This is a genomic window from Paenibacillus xerothermodurans (assembly GCF_002220865.2).
GTDB lineage: Bacteria > Bacillota > Bacilli > Paenibacillales > NBRC-103111 > Paenibacillus_S > Paenibacillus_S xerothermodurans.
In genome coordinates this window covers 325,768-343,891 of sequence record NZ_NHRJ02000003.1, presented here as the reverse complement: position 1 = coordinate 343,891, position 18,124 = coordinate 325,768, and the positions used below count along the sequence as shown (strand labels likewise).

The 18,124-nt window shown below is 53.2% G+C and carries 17 protein-coding genes; 4 read left to right on the top strand and 13 right to left on the bottom strand.

Annotated elements, in window-relative coordinates; translation table 11 throughout:
• Positions 1–109 precede the first annotated feature (109 nt).
• From CBW46_RS09000 to CBW46_RS08970, 7 genes are all read right to left on the bottom strand, one after another.
• On the bottom strand, positions 110–532 hold the full coding sequence (locus CBW46_RS09000) for an acyl-CoA thioesterase (RefSeq protein ID WP_089199668.1): 423 nt from the start codon (positions 530–532) through the stop codon (positions 110–112).
• Positions 533–704: 172 nt separating this feature from the next.
• Entirely contained in the window at positions 705–2,462 is a 1,758-nt protein-coding gene (gene pyk, locus CBW46_RS08995; protein WP_089199667.1) for a pyruvate kinase, read from the bottom strand.
• The gene (locus CBW46_RS08990; protein WP_089199666.1) at positions 2,455–3,435 is read right to left on the bottom strand and encodes an acetyl-CoA carboxylase carboxyltransferase subunit alpha; all 981 of its coding nucleotides are present in this window, start codon (positions 3,433–3,435) and stop codon (positions 2,455–2,457) included. Before CBW46_RS08990 ends, pyk begins: the two co-directional genes overlap by 8 nt.
• Positions 3,425–4,351: an acetyl-CoA carboxylase, carboxyltransferase subunit beta gene (accD, locus tag CBW46_RS08985; protein WP_165842246.1), complete on the bottom strand. Its 927-nt coding sequence runs from the start codon at positions 4,349–4,351 to the stop codon at positions 3,425–3,427. The genes CBW46_RS08990 and accD overlap by 11 nt, the downstream gene beginning before the upstream one ends.
• Positions 4,352–4,390: 39 nt before the next feature.
• The gene (locus CBW46_RS08980; protein ID WP_089199665.1) at positions 4,391–4,582 is read right to left on the bottom strand and encodes a glutamate decarboxylase; all 192 of its coding nucleotides are present in this window, start codon (positions 4,580–4,582) and stop codon (positions 4,391–4,393) included.
• Positions 4,583–4,747: 165 nt separating this feature from the next.
• A complete protein-coding gene (locus tag CBW46_RS08975; RefSeq protein WP_089199664.1) occupies positions 4,748–5,257 on the bottom strand; it encodes a phosphatidylglycerophosphatase A family protein in 510 nt (169 codons plus the stop codon).
• Between the two features lie 186 nt (positions 5,258–5,443).
• Positions 5,444–9,277, bottom strand: a complete 3,834-nt coding sequence (locus tag CBW46_RS08970; RefSeq protein ID WP_089199663.1) for a DNA polymerase III subunit alpha — start codon at positions 9,275–9,277, stop codon at positions 5,444–5,446.
• A gap of 144 nt (positions 9,278–9,421) precedes the next feature.
• On the opposite strand from CBW46_RS08970, the gene CBW46_RS08965 reads away from it, so the two are divergent.
• The 3 genes from CBW46_RS08965 (at position 9,422) to CBW46_RS08955 (ending at position 10,764) form a co-directional block, all read left to right on the top strand.
• Positions 9,422–9,754, top strand: a complete 333-nt coding sequence (locus tag CBW46_RS08965) for a YtrH family sporulation protein (protein ID WP_089199662.1) — start codon at positions 9,422–9,424, stop codon at positions 9,752–9,754.
• Positions 9,751–10,251 (top strand): sporulation membrane protein YtrI, encoded by a 501-nt coding sequence (locus CBW46_RS08960; RefSeq protein WP_089199661.1) that lies wholly within the window; start codon positions 9,751–9,753, stop codon positions 10,249–10,251. The genes CBW46_RS08965 and CBW46_RS08960 overlap by 4 nt, the downstream gene beginning before the upstream one ends.
• A gap of 219 nt (positions 10,252–10,470) precedes the next feature.
• Positions 10,471–10,764: a YtpI family protein gene (locus CBW46_RS08955; protein ID WP_089199660.1), complete on the top strand. Its 294-nt coding sequence runs from the start codon at positions 10,471–10,473 to the stop codon at positions 10,762–10,764.
• A 136-nt stretch (positions 10,765–10,900) separates the two neighbouring features.
• On the opposite strand, the gene CBW46_RS08950 is transcribed toward CBW46_RS08955, so the two are convergent.
• Positions 10,901–12,238 carry a DRTGG domain-containing protein gene (locus tag CBW46_RS08950; protein WP_089199659.1) on the bottom strand — a complete coding sequence of 446 codons (1,338 nt, stop codon included), beginning with the start codon at positions 12,236–12,238 and terminating at the stop codon, positions 10,901–10,903.
• Positions 12,239–12,571: 333 nt separating this feature from the next.
• On the opposite strand from CBW46_RS08950, the gene CBW46_RS08945 reads away from it, so the two are divergent.
• On the top strand, positions 12,572–12,895 hold the full coding sequence (locus tag CBW46_RS08945) for a hypothetical protein (RefSeq protein WP_243633235.1): 324 nt from the start codon (positions 12,572–12,574) through the stop codon (positions 12,893–12,895).
• A 174-nt stretch (positions 12,896–13,069) separates the two neighbouring features.
• On the opposite strand, the gene CBW46_RS08940 is transcribed toward CBW46_RS08945, so the two are convergent.
• The 5 genes from CBW46_RS08940 to CBW46_RS08920 all read right to left on the bottom strand — a co-directional run bounded on the left by CBW46_RS08940 (position 13,070) and on the right by CBW46_RS08920 (position 17,977).
• Positions 13,070–13,348, bottom strand: coding sequence for a hypothetical protein (locus tag CBW46_RS08940; RefSeq protein WP_089199657.1), 279 nt, complete (start codon positions 13,346–13,348; stop codon positions 13,070–13,072).
• 104 nt (positions 13,349–13,452) lie between these two features.
• Positions 13,453–14,547 (bottom strand): acyltransferase, encoded by a 1,095-nt coding sequence (locus tag CBW46_RS08935; RefSeq protein WP_243633234.1) that lies wholly within the window; start codon positions 14,545–14,547, stop codon positions 13,453–13,455.
• A 192-nt stretch (positions 14,548–14,739) separates the two neighbouring features.
• A complete protein-coding gene (locus CBW46_RS08930; RefSeq protein WP_089199655.1) occupies positions 14,740–15,978 on the bottom strand; it encodes a hypothetical protein in 1,239 nt (412 codons plus the stop codon).
• 79 nt (positions 15,979–16,057) lie between these two features.
• The gene (locus CBW46_RS08925) at positions 16,058–17,008 is read right to left on the bottom strand and encodes an alpha/beta hydrolase (protein ID WP_089199654.1); all 951 of its coding nucleotides are present in this window, start codon (positions 17,006–17,008) and stop codon (positions 16,058–16,060) included.
• A 27-nt stretch (positions 17,009–17,035) separates the two neighbouring features.
• Entirely contained in the window at positions 17,036–17,977 is a 942-nt protein-coding gene (locus tag CBW46_RS08920; RefSeq protein WP_243633233.1) for an LLM class flavin-dependent oxidoreductase, read from the bottom strand.
• Positions 17,978–18,124 lie beyond the last annotated feature (147 nt).

The window sequence follows — 18,124 nt, the reverse complement described above, 5'->3', positions numbered from 1 at the left end:
TGGACGCACACTGGCAAACACCGGTCGCCAAATTTTTCAGTCTCATGCCTTTCATGGTAGTTAGTCAATGTAAACAGAGAATATGGTAATTGTAAATTCTGTGTAAATATTAAGTCTGAGTAAAGCCTTGCAGCAGGCTATATAGCTCAGGAGCCGCCCTGTCAATGCGGGTGGGCTTCCACTCCCGGTTGACCCACACGTGTTTGGTGCTACCGCTGACCAACAGCTCATTCGCGCGCCTGATTTCCGACGCGAATTGCACCCGTACGTGGGTACACTCCTCAATTCTGGTTCGAATGGTGATGACATCGTCATATTTCGCAGGAAGCTTGAACTGCACATGCACGTCCACCACAGGCAGCAGTAAACCGTTCGCTTCGATCTTATCGTACGGCATGCCAAGACTCCGAATCAACTCCGTGCGGCCTATTTCGAACCAGGTCAAATAATTGGCGTGGTAGACCACACCCATCTGATCGGTCTCCGCGTAACGCACGCGCTGTGGGTGCTCAAACCAACTCTCCGCAGACATCAGCCATTCCTCCTATTCATGTTGATCGAAATGTGCCGCGAAAATACAAAAAGAGTGAAACCGATGTAAAAACGTCGACTTCACTCTTCATACCGGCATGCTGTCGCGGCTACAAGACGGGATTGAAAATTTACATCAATCACGCCATAATGCCATCGGCACGCCGGTGATATTACAGGACGCGGGCACGACCGGAATAAATCACGCCGACTTCCGGATAAATAGATACCTCAGCACCGTCTTTGATCAGATCCAAAGCTTTTTCCACGCCTACGATGACAGGCTTGCTTAAGCTAATGCCGACTACCGCCGCGTGAGACGTAATGCCTCCAGTTTCTGTAATAATACCGGCAGCTTTTTCTATGGCTGGGATGTAATCTTTGTCCGTTGTCATAGTGACTAGAATGCACCCAGGCACCGCTTTGGCATTAGCTTCTTCCGCGGTGCGCGCAACAACAACTGTGCCCGTAGCGATTTGCGTACCGATACCTTGACCTTTGGCGATCATATGGCCGATTTGATGTACCTTAATCAAATTCGTTGTTCCCGAGCGGCCAACCGGTACACCGGCGGTGATGACCACCGTGTCGCCCAAGCTGACCAAGCCTGCTTGCAGGCTGTTGTCTACCGCGCGCTCGAACAGCTCATCCGTCGTTTTGCAATCCTCGCCCCGCACTGGAACCACGCCCCACACTAGTGACAAACGGCGCAATACTTTTTCGTTTGGGGTGACAGCAATAATTGGCGCTTTCGGACGGTACTTCGACACCATACGAGCCGTATAGCCGCTCTCAGTGGCTGTGAGAATCGCCTTCGCCTCCAACTCCATCGCCGAATTCGCCACCGCTTGGCTGATAGCCTCGGTCACAGTTGTGCGCTGCACATGGCTTTGGCGTCTGAAAAGTTCACGATGCTCCAGAGAAGCTTCCGCGCGCTCAGCGATACGTGCCATCGTTTGGACCGATTCGAAAGGGTACTTACCGGCAGCCGTTTCACCGGAGAGCATAACCGCGTCGGTGCCGTCAAAAATTGCATTCGCGACGTCACTTGCTTCAGCACGTGTTGGACGCGGGTTGCGCTGCATCGAGTCCAGCATCTGGGTTGCTGTGATAACCGGCTTGCCCGCCTGATTGCATTTTTTGATCATATCTTTTTGTACGATCGGCACTTCTTCGGCAGGAATTTCTACACCCAAGTCCCCGCGCGCCACCATCAGCCCGTCGGAAACTTCGAGAATTTCGTCCAAATTGTCGACGCCTTCCTGGTTTTCAATTTTGGAAATGATCTGAATGTGCTGCGCGTTATGACGCTCTAAAATTTCGCGAATTTCAATAACGTCGCTAGCTTTGCGCACAAATGAAGCAGCGATGAAATCCACTCCCTGCTCGATTCCGAAAATGATATCGTTAGCGTCCTTTTCCGTAATACCCGGCAGCTTGATCTTCACGCCCGGTACGTTTACCCCTTTTTTGCCGCCCAGCAGACCGCCGTTGACGATGCGGCACTTGATTTCCGTGTTGCTTTTATCGACAACCTGCAGTCCGATCAAGCCGTCGTCGATCAAAATTGTCGAACCGATCTCGACGTCGTTCGGCAGATCCTTGTATGTTATGTAGACACGTTCTGCGTTACCGATGATTTCCTCTGTTGTCAAGGTAATAAAACTGTCTTGCACAAGTTCAACTTTCTCGTCGTTCTGCAGCTTGCCTGTCCGAATCTCGGGCCCCTTGGTGTCGAGCAGAATTGCGACAGTCTTGTTCAGCTCCTGAGCGGCTTGGCGCACGTTTTTGATCCGGTTGCCATGCTCTTCGAAGTCACCGTGAGAGAAGTTTAATCTTGCTACGTTCATGCCTGCGTTGATCAGCTTTTTGAACATCTCCAGCGATTCACTGACCGGGCCAATAGTACATACAATTTTCGTTTTACGCATGGTTGTGATTACCCTCCTGAATGTGTGTAAACCTTCCGATTTTTCTGAATTTCTGGTAGCGGTCCTCGATCAACTCGTTCGCTGCCAACGCAGACAGCTCCTGCAAATGCTTTGTTAAGCTTTCTTTGATGGCAGCAGCCAAAGCATTGACATCCCGATGAGCCCCGCCGCGCGGTTCTTGAATAATTTCATCAATAACGCCCAGGTTTAAAATATGATCTGCGGTGATCTTCATCGCTTCCGCGGCTTCGCCGGCACGTGAAGCATCTTTATATAAAATGGACGACGCAGCCTCCGGCGTACTCACGGAGTATATCGCGTTTTCCAGCATGAGCACGCGGTTACCGACACCTAACGCCAGAGCTCCGCCGCTGCCGCCTTCACCTATAACCACACAAATAATCGGAACACCAAAAGCAGCCATCTCCATCAAATTTCGCGCGATAGCCTCACCTTGTCCGCGTTCCTCGGCGGCGCTGCCGGGATAAGCGCCGGGTGTGTCGATAAATGTGATGATAGGGCGCTTGAATTTGTTCGCCTGTTTCATCAAGCGCAGACCTTTGCGAAGTCCGTCCGGGTGCGGCATTCCGAAGTGGCGGGCGATGTTGTCTTTTGTATCCTTCCCTTTTTGGTGGCCGACAACCGTGACCGGGATACCATTGAGCCGAGCCAGCCCGCCCACCACAGCCAAATCGTCGCCGTACAGCCGGTCTCCATGCAGCTCCATAAAATCTGTGAAAATAAGCTGAATGAAGTCCAATGTAGTCGGACGTTGGGCATGGCGCGCGAGCTGCATTTTTTCAGCAGTCGACATACTGCTGTACAGTTCGGCAGCCAGCTGCTCATAGCGCTGCTCCAAACGCGCAATCTCGTCGGAAAAATCCATCTGTTTCTCAGTGCCGAATTTGCGCAGCTCTTCTATTTTGTCCTTTAATTCCAATAGCGGCTGTTCAAAGGGCAATTCACCGGCCATTCGCCAACTCCCCTTTCACCACGTGCAGATCCAATAACCGAACCAAAGTACTCTTCATTTCTTTCCGTGCCACGACCATATCGACCTGCCCATGCTTCAAGTTGAACTCCGCAGTTTGGAAATTATCGGGCAGCTTCTGCCGAATCGTCTGCTCGATCACGCGCCTTCCGGTGAAACCGAATGCGGCACCGGGCTCCGCCACAATATAATCGCCTAGCATAGCATAGCTGGCGGATACGCCGCCGAACGTCGGGTCCGTGATAACAGAAATAAACAAGCCGCCCTTTTCGTTGAATTGGGCAATCGCTGCGCTTGTTTTGGCCATTTGCATTAAGCTGAGTATGCTTTCCTGCATTCGAGCGCCTCCCGACGTGGAAAACACAATCAGCGGATATCCCTTCTGTATCGCGTGCTCTACAGCGGAAGTCACCTTTTCACCAACCACCGAGCCAAGAGAACCGCCCATGAAATCAAAGCTCATCACCGCGACCACCACCGGGAAGCCGCCTATGGTCCCTTCGCCCGTGATCACGGCATCATTCATTCCCGTTGTCTCCACGGCTTTGCGATATTTATTCTTATAATCCGGAAACTCCAGCGGGTCAACCGATACCATCTCGCTGTCATATTCAAAAAAGCGGCCCTCATCCATGATCATCTGAATGCGCTCGACCGCACTTAGTTTGAAATGATAACCGCAGGCGGTACACACCTTGAGGTTTTTGTCTAATTCTTTGCTGAACTGGATTGTGGCACATTTGGGGCATTTGTTCATCAAGCCTTCGGGAATTTCCCTCTTGGGCTTGTCCTCCGCTGCGATTTCCCCATCTGCTCCAGCGCGGTTCACCGTTCTATCCACACCTGGCAGTGTGGCATACTTTCTTTTTTTCTGAAACAACTCTTTAAATTGCACCATTTGCACCTCGCTTGCGGTTGATGTTCAAGTACGCTCCATTCATGATCGATGCAAAATGGAATTCAACACATCTTGAACTTCGTCCAGTTCACCTTCGGGGACTAAAATTTCGAATTGATTTTTTGTCATGTTAATGGCCCGTACTTGTACCAAAAATCCTTCTTCCGTTAATCTCGTCTGGATTCTTTCTGCAATCTTAGCCGTTGGAGCAATGTAAATAACGGTCCACATGAAAAAAAGACCTCCCGAACATAATGCATTAATGATAGCATATCTTATCTTTTTACCGCAAGAAAGGGTTACGGTGAAAAGGCCGCGCCACCCGGCGCATACGCGATCATTTGCTACTGCATTATATCACTTTTGGGAGGAAATAAAATGACCGATTTTGTCATTTTATGGAATATGGTCTGGACCCGCGGATTGGTGTTGGTCCAACTCATCCTGATGCCTATGGGCGATTCGGGCGGACGCCGCGGCGGCAAGCCCGGCGACCAGATCGTCGAGGAACACATGGATACCGCTGCGGCGATCGTTCAGCTCACGTATAATTCCCATTTTCTCCTTATCTAAATACCCGAAGCTCGTCAGTCCAATCATACCGTACACATGGACAATGCCGAGCGCCAACGTCTCGTCCACGCCGTACAAAGATTCATCCCGCTCCATGATTTGCTGCAGCGGCTGGGGGAGAAGCTTCTGTTCCGCAAGCTCATCCAACGCGATGCCGGTGAACAGAGTGTACTGGACTTCCCGCTTCTTGAGTACATTCAAGACGCTGTCGACGCAGGCTTCCTTCTTGAGCTGTGCGTTATAAGGAGACTGCAGCTTATAGACGATCTCCGCGATCTGTTCAACCGTAACGCCCCGGCTCGCCAAAACCTTTACAATATGCTGCTCGGACATGGGACAAAGGCCTCCTCCAGACTGTTACCTTTACGAGAGTACGGGAGTGCCGCCAACGGCTGTGCGAGAAGGCTCACGCTGGGTGAACAAACAGGTGCTGGCAACACAGCACTGCACTCGGCAAGCCGATGCCGCCCGGGTAACTAAATGTATGCGGAGGAGACCTGAAATATAATATTAATGCTGCTATTTTACTTTGACGCATTCTCTGCCGAGCAGCAGTTCTATCTCCTTAAACAGCTGGGGGGATGGTTTTACCTTGTATTTGTCGCTTAAGCTCAATGTTTTTTGGCTTTTTTCGTAATATAAAATGACGGACAGCGGTCCTGTATGCCCAAGCAGCAATTCTTTCAGCGCGGCTAATACGTGCGGTTGTTCATAATCGGCAGCGATTTTGACGTACACGCGCTGTACTCGTGCTGAGGGCGATGGAGCGGCGCGCTGGCCGGAGGCCGCACGGCTGCGCCCCGCGCTGTCGGCAGGCGCGGCAGCGTCAGCCGCGCTCGGGCCCAGCGCTGCCGCCCGGGCAGCCTGGGCCGGGCGCTGCCCGGCTGCTGCGGCGGGGTCCGCCGCAGACTGCGCCGGGTCCGCCGGCCGCGGTGCGGCGCGCGAGGCCTCGCCGGCGCCGGTGCGCTGCGGCTGCCCGGCGGGCGCGGCGGCGCCATTCTGCGCGGCGCCGGGGCAGCCGGCTGCGGTGGCAGCAGCCGCATAGCGGACGCCGCCGCGGCCGGCGGCTGCACGCCGCGCGGCTTTGCGGCGCAGCTCAGGGTCGCTCAGCGCTACCAGCTGGTCGGCCAGGAGCTTCACATCCTCGTCGCCATGCTGAAGCTTCGCTCTAACCAGGACGGCATGACCCTTCTGGACCAGCGGAGCGTACTGCTTCCAGGCTTCGGGAAACAACACGACCTCAATATTCGCGACGCGATCTTCCAATTCCATAAATGCCATAGGCTGACCTTTTTTGGTCACGATGGTTTTGCTGGACAGCACCATCCCTGCAACAATGACCTCGCTATGGTCAGGCAGCTCATGCAATTGGTGGAGCGGATCTATGTCGAGCTCGTGCAGGGCGGCTGCGTAATCGTCGAGAGGGCTGCCTGAAATATAAAGCCCCAGCAGCTCTCGCTCCAGCTCCAACTGCTGCGTCATGCTGAACGGTCGAATATCGGGGTACTCGACCTCCCAGTTCACTTCTTCTACGAACCCGAACAGATGCAGTTGAAGATCGTCCCGCTCCTTGCGCCATTTGACGGCAGCCTCGATCGTCTCCTCCAGCATGGCCAGCTGCTGAGCGCGGTGGCCGGGCAGTGAATCGACCGCTCCCGCTTGAATGAGAGATTCCAGCACACGCTTGTTGCAAACCCGTAAATCAACGCGCCGACAAAAATCGAGCAGGCTCGAGTAAGGGCCGTCTTCACCCTGTCGCACCTGCATGATCGACTCGATCGCATGTGTGCCGACATTCTTGATCGCTGCGAGGCCGAAGCGAATCGAACCTGGCAGAGCAGGCGGCTGCTGCTCGCCGGTGTCGGCTGCAACAGCGCCGCCTCCGGAGTGCGTCACCGGGGTAAACACGACTCCGCTCTCGTTGACGTCAGGTGGTAGTACAGCGATGCCCATGCGACGGCACTCGTCTACATATTCCGCTACTTTGGTATGACTGCCCATCACCGCCGTGAGCATGGAGGCCATGAACTGTACGGGATAATGGGCCTTGAGATATGCCGTCTGAAAAGCCAATACACCGTAGGCGGTCGCGTGTGCGCGGGGAAAACCGTAGTCGGCAAAGCGCACGATCATATCGTACACCCTGTTGGCTTCGTTGTCGGTGAAGCCTTGTGCTATGCTGCCCGCTACAAAATGAGCGCGCTGCTCGTCCAGTACCTCACGCTTCTTTTTGCTGACCGCACGTCTAAGCAGGTCCGCTTCACCTAGCGTAAATCCGGCCATCTTGGAAGCAATCTGCATGATCTGCTCTTGGTACACGATAATGCCATAAGTATCCCGAAGTATGGGCTCAAGCGCCGGATGCGGGTATTCAACCTCCAGCTCCCCGTGCTTGCATTGGATATAGCGAGGGATAAATTCCATCGGTCCCGGACGGTACAGCGCCAGCACAGAAATAATATCTTCAAATTCAGACGGCCGAAGATCCTTCAACACACGGCGCATGCCCGCAGATTCGAGCTGGAACACGCCAGTAGTGTCACCCCGGCTTAGCAGCTCGTAAGTAGCGGCATCGTCCATCGGAAGCTTCTCAAAGTCGATAGTCGCCCCCGTCTGTTCCTTAATCCACTGCAGCGTCCTTTCAATGATCGACAAAGTGCGCAGTCCCAGAAAATCCATCTTCAACAGCCCGATCGATTCCAAATGCTCCATCGGATACTGCGTGAGCGCCGTCTGCTCGTTGCCCTCCTGCAGCGGCACGTATTGTGTCAGCGGCTCGCGCGATATGACCACGCCGGCGGCGTGAGTAGAGGCATGCCGAGGCATTCCCTCCACCTTCATCGCGATGCCGAGCAGTTCCGCCGTCTTCGGCTGCTTCCCTGCAAGAGCCTTCAATTCCGGGTTCGCCTCGATGGCATCAGCCAATCTCATGCCGAGCTGATGCGGGATCATCTTGGCCGCCCGGTCCACTTCGTTATACGGCAGATTGAGTACGCGGCCCACATCCCGGATGGCTCCTTTTGCCGCCATCGTGCCAAACGTAATAATTTGGGCCACGCGGTCGCGGCCGTATTTGTGCACGACATAGTCGATCACTTCATCCCGCCGCACATCACTGAAATCTATATCAATATCGGGCATGGATACGCGTTCCGGATTTAGAAACCGCTCGAAAAGCAGATTGTAACGAATCGGATCGACATCGGTGATCCGCAGCACATAGGCGACCAAGCTGCCGGCGGAAGAACCTCGTCCAGGTCCGGTCACAATCCCCTGCTGATGCGCAAAGCGAATGAAATCCCAAACAATCAGAAAATAATCCGAAAAGCCCATCCGCTCAATGACGGATAGCTCATAGTCGAGCCTCTGTTCCAGCTGCGTGCGAAATTTGCCGTCGGCATCGTGCCACGATTCGTCAGATCCATAGCGCTCGACCAGGCCCTTATGACATAAATCAGCAAGATACGTGCCGGCTGTCGCATCCGCGGGGATCGGCTCGAACCGGGGCAGGATGGAGCGGCCGAATTCGAGCTCCAATGTGCAGCGCTCCGCCACGAGTCGTGTATTTTGGATGGCTTGGGGCAGATGAGGGAAAAGCCGCTGCATTTCTTCGCCGCTCTTCAAATATAGCTGACTGGAGCCAAAGCGCAGACGGTCCGGATCGTCCACTGTTTTACCGGTGCCGATACATAGCAAAATATCCTGCACCGCGTGATCCGGCTGCCGGACATAATGCACATCGTTGGTGGCGATCAGAGGGATGCCCGTGTCCTCGCTCAGTTGAACCATGCTCTGCAGCACTTTCTTTTGCTCCATCAGACCGTGATCCTGGATCTCAAGGAAGAAATCTTCGCCAAAAATCGCTTGGTAACGCAAAGCAGCCAGCTTTGCCTCCTCATAGCGCCCATGCAGCAGATGCTGTGACACCTCACCGCCCAGACAGGAGCTCGTGCAAATTAGACCTTCGGAGTATCGGGCTAAATGCGCGGAGTCAATACGCGGTTTGTAGTGGTAGCCTTCGAGATGACCGATCGAACACAGTCGCATCAGGTTTTGGTATCCTGTTGGGTTTTTGGCCAGCAGGATCAGGTGATAAATGGGCTGCTCCTGCCGTGCTGCTCTGTCATGCAGCGATCCCGCCGTATAGTACACTTCGCAGCCGATGATCGGCTGTATGCCATGCTGTTGACAAGCCTTATAAAAAGGTATTGCTCCGTACATGACGCCATGGTCGGTCAACGCCAACGCCTTCATGCCCAAGCGCGCGGCTTCGCCGACGAGATCGTCGATGCGGGAAGCGCCGTCGAGAAGACTGTACTCGCTATGAACATGCAAATGAACAAACTCGCTCACCCCGGCCCGCCCCCTTTCGGTCTTGTTTCAATACGTGGATTTCCGCCGCACAATATTTCTATTATTTTATCATAATGCGAACACTTGTACCATAGATTAGACAAGCAGGACATTTTCGCACGGAAAACGAGGGGAGGGAATCATGTGGCAGCTTTTTTGACGAAATGTATTCTCGACTTTTTTATTGCGTTCGGGGTCGTCCTTGGCGGCACACTGCTTGGCGGGGTGGCCTCGGTGCTCGTGATGGAGCCGCCGACAACGAGAATGCTGCTGATTGCCGAGCAAATCAAGATATGGGCGCTAGTTGCAGCCGTGGGTGGCACCATAGATCCAATCCGACTGATTGAAAGCAATCTGATGATCGGATACATTTCTCCGGCGGTGAAGCAAATCGTATACATTATATTCGCTTTTATCGGGGCCACTATGGGCACATCTCTTATTCAATGGATATGCAAAGGAGGGGGCGGTGAGTGAAGGTACCTCCTTCTGAACAGTTCAGAGGTCTCATCAAATCATTGGGGCTGCTGATCGCCGGAGCCATCATTGGGTGCGCGGCCTTCACCGCAATTTTTCATCATCACCTGAACAGCGTGCTCGTTAAAAACACAGAGCTTATAGCGGAAAACGAAAAATTGATTCAGGATAATGATTTGTACAAACGACATAGAACCCAGCAGAACATCATCAATAGAATCGAGGTAACCGTTGAACCTGACGATCTGAATTCGTTGGACAAGGTAACCGCCCAGGAGCTCGAAAAGAAGGTTCGCAACGAGCTGAGCGTACTGAAGGGTCAAAAAGTCGCCAGCTTCTCGGAAGCGCCCCACATTTATCAGCGTCTGCTCTCCAACAAGACCTACCATGACATTTTGGACAAGGATTATATCGTGAACGTGAAAACGATGCTGCTCGTGCAGACTGAGCTGAAAGTGTGGATCACAGCAAAACAATGGGTACGGAGTATACCGTGATCGAATAAATTTCAAGCAGCGTCGGGCCTGGAGCACGTGTTAATACAACATGTTCAAGACAACCAGGCGCAGCGAATCTGCGTTCCCTGGCGCAGCGGAAGCCGATGCATTGTTTGCGTTGCTTTTGCGGCGGAAAATAGTTACATTATTAATGACCGTAAGTATACACGCATATTACACTCAGCACTCATCGCTGTATAAAAAAGGATGTGCCTAACCATGCTGCTTGCGCTGCAAGCCTTACTGCTGCCCATACTTATATTCGTTCCGCTATGCTTTTCCGTATATTACAGCGTTCGTTCACGCCGCAGCGAGGATCCGAAGCAGCGCGGCTTACTAACGGCGAAGATGAATATTGCAATGGGGATTATGCTGGTTGTGATCGCCGTGGCGCAACTTTTCTTTGTGGAGAGTTCGAACACCAGCCGAGTATTTGGAACGATCTGCGTGCTTCTTGGTTTGTTCAATTTGTTTGCCGGTATGCGCAACTACAGCCAATTCAGCCGGATGTAACAACCGCAGCGGGGCATCGGTAATGTCTCGCAACGGTAGGCGGCGTGCCAATGCGGGGGCGCCCACGTTTTATAAGCTCTCCCGCTTTCGTGGGAGAGCTTTGTTGTCGTGCGCGGCACTTGCCGCTGACTTCTAACTAAGCCTGATCAATAAATTGAGCGGTCAGCATCGCCTTGGCAACCAGAACGTTGGCGTGGTAAATGCCGACATCGATCTTGCCGAACTTGCGGCTGATTTCGATAATTGCCGGCCGGATTTCAATCCGGCTGTCGATCTGCACCGGCTTGACAAAATACGAGGACATATTGTCCATGACCAGGTCACCTTTTTTTACGTCCTGTACTACATGATAGGCCGCTTGAGTCATTAAAATCGTGAGCACGCCTTCCGACACGGTACCAAGCTGGTTGGTCATCTGCGGCGTAATTACGCCGCGAAAGACGGGCTGACCATCCTTGCCGCGCTGCACTTCAAAGCCAGACCAAATCAAATCCTCGAACGTTTCCCCGTGCTGGGGCTGGCGCTGTATCTGCTGCATCGCCTTGAGCACGTCCTTCCGGCTGATCACGGCCAACAGCTTGCGGTTGCCATCGATGATAGGCAGTAGATCAATGCCTTCCCACACCATCATATGAGCCGCCGACGCCACGGATGTATTGGGTGAAGCAGTCAAAGGGTTCCGCGTCATTCGCCTGTCGATGCTTTGTTCCGGCTCCGCGCCGATCATGTCTTTGGCGGTGATCATCCCCACGATCCGGTTCCACTCGTCCACGACCGGAAACCTGCTGTGACCTGTGCGCTCATGCAACTGCTGCCAATCCTTCAGCTTGTCATGTATCTTTAATGTCACCACCTGCATATCGTCGGGCACGATATCCCGAATCAGCAAAATCTTCTTTTTAATCAACCGGTCATAGATGGCACGATTGATCATAGAGGCCACAGTGAACGTATCGTAGCTGCTTGATATGATCGGAAGCTCAAGCTTGTCGGCGAGCTTTTTCACTTCTTCGCTTGTGCCGAAACCCCCGGTGATAAGGACGCCTGCGCCTTGCTCAAGTGCATATGTGTGTGCCTTGTTCCGGTTCCCCACGATGAGCAGACTGCCCGGATCAATGTACCGAAGCATGGCATCCTGCTGCATTGCGCCTATGACGAATTTATGCAGCGTTTTTTGCAATCCTTCGCGTCCGCCCAACACCTCGCCATCCACCATATTCACGACCTCGGCGAACGTCAGCTTGTCTATGTTGTCGCGGAGCTTTTTTTCCACCCTGACGGTCCCGACCCGTTCTTTTGTGCTGACCAGCCCCAGGTTATCCGCTTCTTTAATCGCGCGGTACGCGGTCCCTTCGCTCACCCCCAGCTTTTCAGCGATTTTGCGGACGGATATTTTCGAACCGATCTTCAGGCCTTCAATATACTTCAAAATTTGCTCATGTTTCGTTGCGGCATCCAACTGCACCGGGTCCATAACTGTGGCACCTCAATCTCCATCACTGTCTTAGTCTGTACTACCGATTATAATCGCTGGCTGCAACAAAAAAAAGCCTGAAAGGCGATGCTGCCCGCAGCAGTGCATGACCGGGGACATTTTTTTCCAGATGGTGTAAACTGTTAAAAAAGGATGGTGAGCAAATGATTCAGACGGCGATCAAGGTGCTGGTTGGCATAATTCTTTTATTGATTGCAGTGGGGGTGGTCCACTTTATCACAACGCAAAGATGACCAAATAAAACGATCCAGGAGAGGCACACAAACTGGGCAGGCGCATAGAATGGCCTATAAAGTTTGGGAGGTGCCATACGTGATTAATGATGAATTTTTTGATGCTCGGAAACAACCGTTATACCAGATGGACTCAGCCTTATTGGGTCAGCTTCAAGAGTTGAAGACTCGAATCCACAGCGCATGCGTGAAGCACATTAACCAGCCTGCTCGCGTGCAAACCGTACATGGGCAAATCTACGAGGGCTATATCGTCCATATCGATGCTACCCATCTATATCTAAAGCCGATGCCCGGACATGTTCGGGGATTCTATGGACCGTATGTTGGCTATGGCGCATACGAGAACGTCATTTTACCGCTTGTGTTATACGAACTGCTTGTCATTAGCCTGCTGTCCTGAGCAAGGCATAAAACCCGCAGACGATTCTGCTAGGGTTTTTCACGTGATGGATGTGCGGGATGACGAAAAAGCAAGCGATTTCCATTTCTTCAACGGTGCTGCATGGCCTCTCACGGGGATGCAAAAAAGAGCCGTTCGTCCCGCCACCAGCAGGGACCGGCTCTTTGCCAGCTGTTATTTTCGAAATTGAAGCAGCTTGCGCTTTCCCTGAAGCATTTGCTCGAACTGCCATTTTTTCATTTTCTTCACCTTGGCCATCTCACGCTTGGTCTCCTCTTCGACCCCAAGGATCTCATGCAAATGTGCTGCAATGTTCATAAGTGCAAAAGCAATCCACACAATTCCGAACACCGCCGGCAATGTGAAGCCGCCTGACATGTCCAACCTGGGAACGGCATAAAACAGCATACCCAGCGCGAGCCCCATGTAAATGATATGTTTCGTACCTTTCATAGCCATCGTCCTTTCATTTGCAGCATATCTTGTACGATACATTGTATGAAAGCAGCGGATGAAATATCACTTGCGTTTGAGAACAGATGCAGCTGCTGAGCGGTTTAGGCCGCCCTTTCGCTGCGCTTGCGATGATTGATAAAGCCCAGGTATCGAACTACTTGCCCATAGGCTGCAACCAGCACCCAGGGCACGATCAGACTAAGCACAAAGGAAGCAGCGATGTATGCGTGATAGTCCAGCATTCTCCCGCTGTCGTTGACCACGTGCGTTCGCCAAAACGTCAGTACAGCGGGATGCATCAAATAAACACCGTATGACACCACACCCAGAGATAGCAGCCCTTTCGATAGCGCAGGGGTGAGACGCAGCAGCTGCCCCGATGTCCAAATCATGCTCAGTACGGCGAACATAGGATAAACAATGAACAGCGTATGATACACGGCGCCTGCAACATGTACGTCGTACCGGGTTGCCATTAGGTTCACCCCCGCGAAGCTCGCACCCAGCAGCACCGACACAGGCAGCATCCAACGAACGTTCCGCTGAATCCAGGACGAAACACGCTCGTAGTGCATTCCTACGTAACCGCCCAATGTGAACAAACTGAAATAGTTGATACATAATGAAGACATATGTTCAAACGGGTCGACCCAGCGATGGTAGCCATAGAACATGACTTGCACCGCAATTCCTATCAGTACGAGATAATTCCCAAACCCTTTCCAGGCGCGGCACAGAGAGATTAACAACGGGAATAACAAATAAAATTGCAGGATGATAATCATAAAGTACAGATGGTATGACGCGTCCGCCCAAAGCAGCAGATCGAAATATTCGTTCCATGTCCAATGCAGTTGGTCCGGAGCATGAATCCACTGATTATATAGATAGTAAAAAGCCGACCAGAGTAAATACGGGAACAAGATTTGTTTCAGCCGCTTGACGAAGAAGGCAGCCGCCTGTTGGCCGCTCCAATCATCGATATAACGGTAAAAAAGCACAAGACCACTCATGAAAATGAACACAGGTACTGCAAAATTACTAAGCTTGTTGATGACGAGGTAAAAGACTTGCGAGCCGCTGCCTACGGGCAGCTCGACGGTCGCGTCAGCCGTAGCATGGATAATGAGCACAGCCAGAATAGCGAACGCTCGCACAATGTCAATTTCAAATATTTTGGTCTTTTTGATAGGCAAAAGCGTTGTCAATCCTTCCTTGGGCCAATACCCTTCAACCATATTAGCTGATGTTCCATGCATTGTAACATAAATTGCGGCTTGCCGACCATTACTGTTTAAGACCACGCAAAAAAGCCATGACGCCTGATGCGGGTGATGTACCCTCGCAGTACAGGCGACCATAGCTGCCGGCATTATAGTCTCAAGCTGCTATGGTGCAAATGCAGCTGCTTTGTTCCAACTTTTACCCCCATCGGACGTAGCATATAACTCGGATGATTGAGCGGTGCCATGCAGCAGCAGCCAACCCTGCCGCTCGGTCACAAAGGACAACACTCCTGCCTGTCCGTTGAACTTCTCGCTGCCGTTAGTCCAAGTTGTGCCGCCATCGTGTGTCCAGCCTAACTCCACCGTGCCGTTGTCACTGCATGCCGGGCATGTGCCCGTCATATATGCGGATTCAGGCGATATGACGACTAGTTCCCCCGGCTTCGTGCCGGGCCCGCGCGGTCCGGTCTCGGCGCCTGGTGCGAAGCCTGGAGCAGGCCCCCCGCCGGCAGTCGAGTGTGCCACCACGGTCGCCCAGTTTTGGCCTGAATCCCCGCTGTGCAGCAGCGTATACGATGTTTGTGTCATGCCGGAATCACCGATAAGCTGCACCCAGATGTCGTCCTTGCCGCTCGAGCGGATTACCGCACCATTCAGAACACTACCCACTGCACGGGAATAGATCGGCGCCCACGTGCCGCCTCCGTCAGTGGTTTGCTGTATCTGAAACTCGCTGCCGCTGTTCGTTACAGCCCAGCCTTTTGCCTCGGAATGAAAATAGGCCTCTCCCGTTATCTCAGGCGGCACCGGCAGTTGCTTCCACGTTTTGCCGCCGTCCTCGGTCATGTGGTTGCCGCTGAAGCCTTGCCGATCCGATGCGAAGTGCAGCTCACGCCCCAGGGGAGCGGTAGTTGATATGACCGACCAAGTTGCACCTCCGTCCACCGTTTGCAGCAGGCTTTGCCGGCTTGGGCTCGAGCCGTCCCCCCCAATATTGCCGGTGCTCATTTGTCCGCGATATGCCCATCCTATCCTGCTGCTGCCCTTGAGAAAAGTGAATGCACCTATCTGCTCGTCGCCGGTGTATTGCTTCTCCCAATGCAGGCCGCCATCCGTTGTGTGATAAATTACCCCTTTCCCACCGATCCATCCTTCGGCCGCACTGGTGAATGCCACAGCAGCGGCATCGGCTTGGATTTTGGTTTGCCCCGCATCAGGCCCATCGGTTGGGGCTGCCGGCTGTGCTCCGGGGCTTGGCTGAACGGGCTGCGTGCCCGGCTGGCTCGACGGAGGAGCGGGCTGCTCCGGCTGCGTGCCGGCAGGCTCTTTGCTGCATCCGGCAATGACAAGTACAAAGATAGCAATTAACAGCGTCCGCTTTAGCAATGTGCTGTGCCTCATATGGTTTTCCCCCCAGTGATTATTAATGGTTTTGTCGAGTGACAATGTCCTATCCTGTCTAATTTACATGTTGTTACAATTAATTTGGACCGAGCAGCGGAGGCTGAAACAGCTCCAACCACGCGATGATATCCGCAATCACTTCTTCTCGATTTATTTCGTTCAACATTTCATGTCTGCCGCCCGGGTAGAGCTTGCATGAAACGTGCTTCATACCAAGCTTGCGGTACATCTCAACCAGCCGCCGGACCCCTTCGCCCATCCCCCCCACAGGATCCTTATTCCCTGCGAAAATGTAGACGGGAAGCTGCTTAGGAATTTGTTTCAGATGGTTCCGGCGGTGTATTTCATGCAATCCGCGAAAAAAATCCCGAAAGAATCCCGCCGTGAACACAGTGCTGCCGCAATAAGGGTCTGCTATGTAGCGATCGACCTCCGCTTTATCCCGGCTTAGCCAGTCGGCATCAGTACGAGTCGGCCGAAATGCTTTGTTGTAGCTGCCGAAGGTAAGGTTCATCAACAGCGGACTGCGATGCTCATTACCGTGGATTGCGGCTATCAGTTGTGCTAGAACAATCCCGAACCAGAGCTTCGGAGATTGCCGGCCGGCCGTACCGGATAGCATAATACCGCTCACTTTGTCAGGATATCGGTACATATACTGCTGAGCGAGAAAAGAACCCATGCTATGGCCGAGCAAATAGATGGGAATGTCCGGATGCCGTGCCCGGATCACATCAGTCAACTGCGCCATAGCGTCCGTCATCCGGTTAAAGCCGTTAATGCCTGTGTTCCCAAGACGTTCAAGACTCCCTGCGGTCAGTCCGTGGCCACGGTGATCGTTGGCGTATACCTCATAACCGGCGCGTATCAATGCTTGCGCGAACCGCGCGTAACGCCGTGCCGCTTCCGCCATCCCGTGCGCGATTTGCACTACGGCTTTCGGAGGGCGCCGACGAGGTGGGCTCCAATGGTGAACATAAATCAATTGATGATCTGCATCTTGAAAAGTAAAAGTCTCGTGCTGCACTATTTCCACTCCAATCCGACTTAAAGATCAGCTCAATGCGGCCCCCGCGAGCAGTTCATATGAACGCAGCCGCTTGTCGTAGTCCGGTACCATCGTGACGACGAGAAACTCGTCCACTCCATATTGCTGACCATACCGGACCAGGCACGCCTTTACCTGATTCGCCGTGCCGACAATCAGCTTATGCGACTCAGTGGTGATCTCGACGTGCGCCTCCGTCGGACCACGCGAGTCCGCTGCAAATGTACTCGCTGCCTTAACCGCCAACCGCTGGGCCTCCTCTTCGGTGTCCGCACAGACGACACCCACTGCGGCTATAACACGCGGTTCGGTCAACAGCGCAGACGGTTGGAAACGCTCCTTGTAGAAAGGCAGGATGTCCGCCGCATTGCGGTGGCTCATAAATTGTCCGAATACGTAGCCGGTTCCGAACTCGGCTGCGTAAGCGGCGCTTTTGTTATTCGTTCCGAGCATCCAGACCTCCGGCGGGCTGGGAGGCACGGGTCTGGCCGTCACACGAGCCCCTTCCACTCGATGCTCATGAGACAACAATTCCATCAATGCCTTTAATTTATCAGGAAGCTGACGCACATTTTCCAGGAAATTACCGCTCAGTGCGATGCTCACCTCTGCCGAACCTCCCGGCGCTCTGCCTAAGCCCAGGTCAATCCGCCCCGGACAGAGAGCGGCGAGCAGGTGGTACGATTCCGCTACTTTGATCGGTCTATAATGTGGGAGCAGCAGGGCGCCTGAGCCAAGCCTGATCCGCTCAGTCAGCGCGCCGACATGGGCAAGCAGCACTTCAGGTGAAGTGCACGCCAGTGCCTGCATGTCGTGGTGTTCGGCAGCCCAGTAACGATGGTAGCCCAAACTGTCCGCGGTCTGCGCCAGCTTGATCGCTTGTTTCAATGCCTCGGTAGAATCGGCGCCTGCAAACACAGGCACGAGATCCAGTACGCTGAGCCTCAATGTGTTTCCTCCTTTCATCAACTCGAATCACCGCTTGCCATTTCCATTGATACAATTCGCGAGATAGCACAGAGTTTTTGAGCTTGTCGTGCGTCTGCGAGAGGCTGTACAAACGATTATAACACCGTAGGCGCGCTGAGGGCATTG

Coding starts and splice junctions, on each gene's coding strand:
- CBW46_RS09000 (WP_089199668.1), bottom strand. CDS start 532: ATGTCTGCGGAGAGTTGGTTTGAGCACCCACAGCGCGTGCGTTACGCG.
- pyk (WP_089199667.1), bottom strand. CDS start 2,462: ATGCGTAAAACGAAAATTGTATGTACTATTGGCCCGGTCAGTGAATCG.
- CBW46_RS08990 (WP_089199666.1), bottom strand. CDS start 3,435: ATGGCCGGTGAATTGCCCTTTGAACAGCCGCTATTGGAATTAAAGGAC.
- accD (WP_165842246.1), bottom strand. CDS start 4,351: ATGGTGCAATTTAAAGAGTTGTTTCAGAAAAAAAGAAAGTATGCCACA.
- CBW46_RS08980 (WP_089199665.1), bottom strand. CDS start 4,582: ATGTGGACCGTTATTTACATTGCTCCAACGGCTAAGATTGCAGAAAGA.
- CBW46_RS08975 (WP_089199664.1), bottom strand. CDS start 5,257: ATGTCCGAGCAGCATATTGTAAAGGTTTTGGCGAGCCGGGGCGTTACG.
- CBW46_RS08955 (WP_089199660.1), top strand. CDS start 10,471: ATGCTGCTTGCGCTGCAAGCCTTACTGCTGCCCATACTTATATTCGTT.
- CBW46_RS08950 (WP_089199659.1), bottom strand. CDS start 12,238: ATGGACCCGGTGCAGTTGGATGCCGCAACGAAACATGAGCAAATTTTG.
- CBW46_RS08940 (WP_089199657.1), bottom strand. CDS start 13,348: ATGAAAGGTACGAAACATATCATTTACATGGGGCTCGCGCTGGGTATG.
- CBW46_RS08930 (WP_089199655.1), bottom strand. CDS start 15,978: ATGAGGCACAGCACATTGCTAAAGCGGACGCTGTTAATTGCTATCTTT.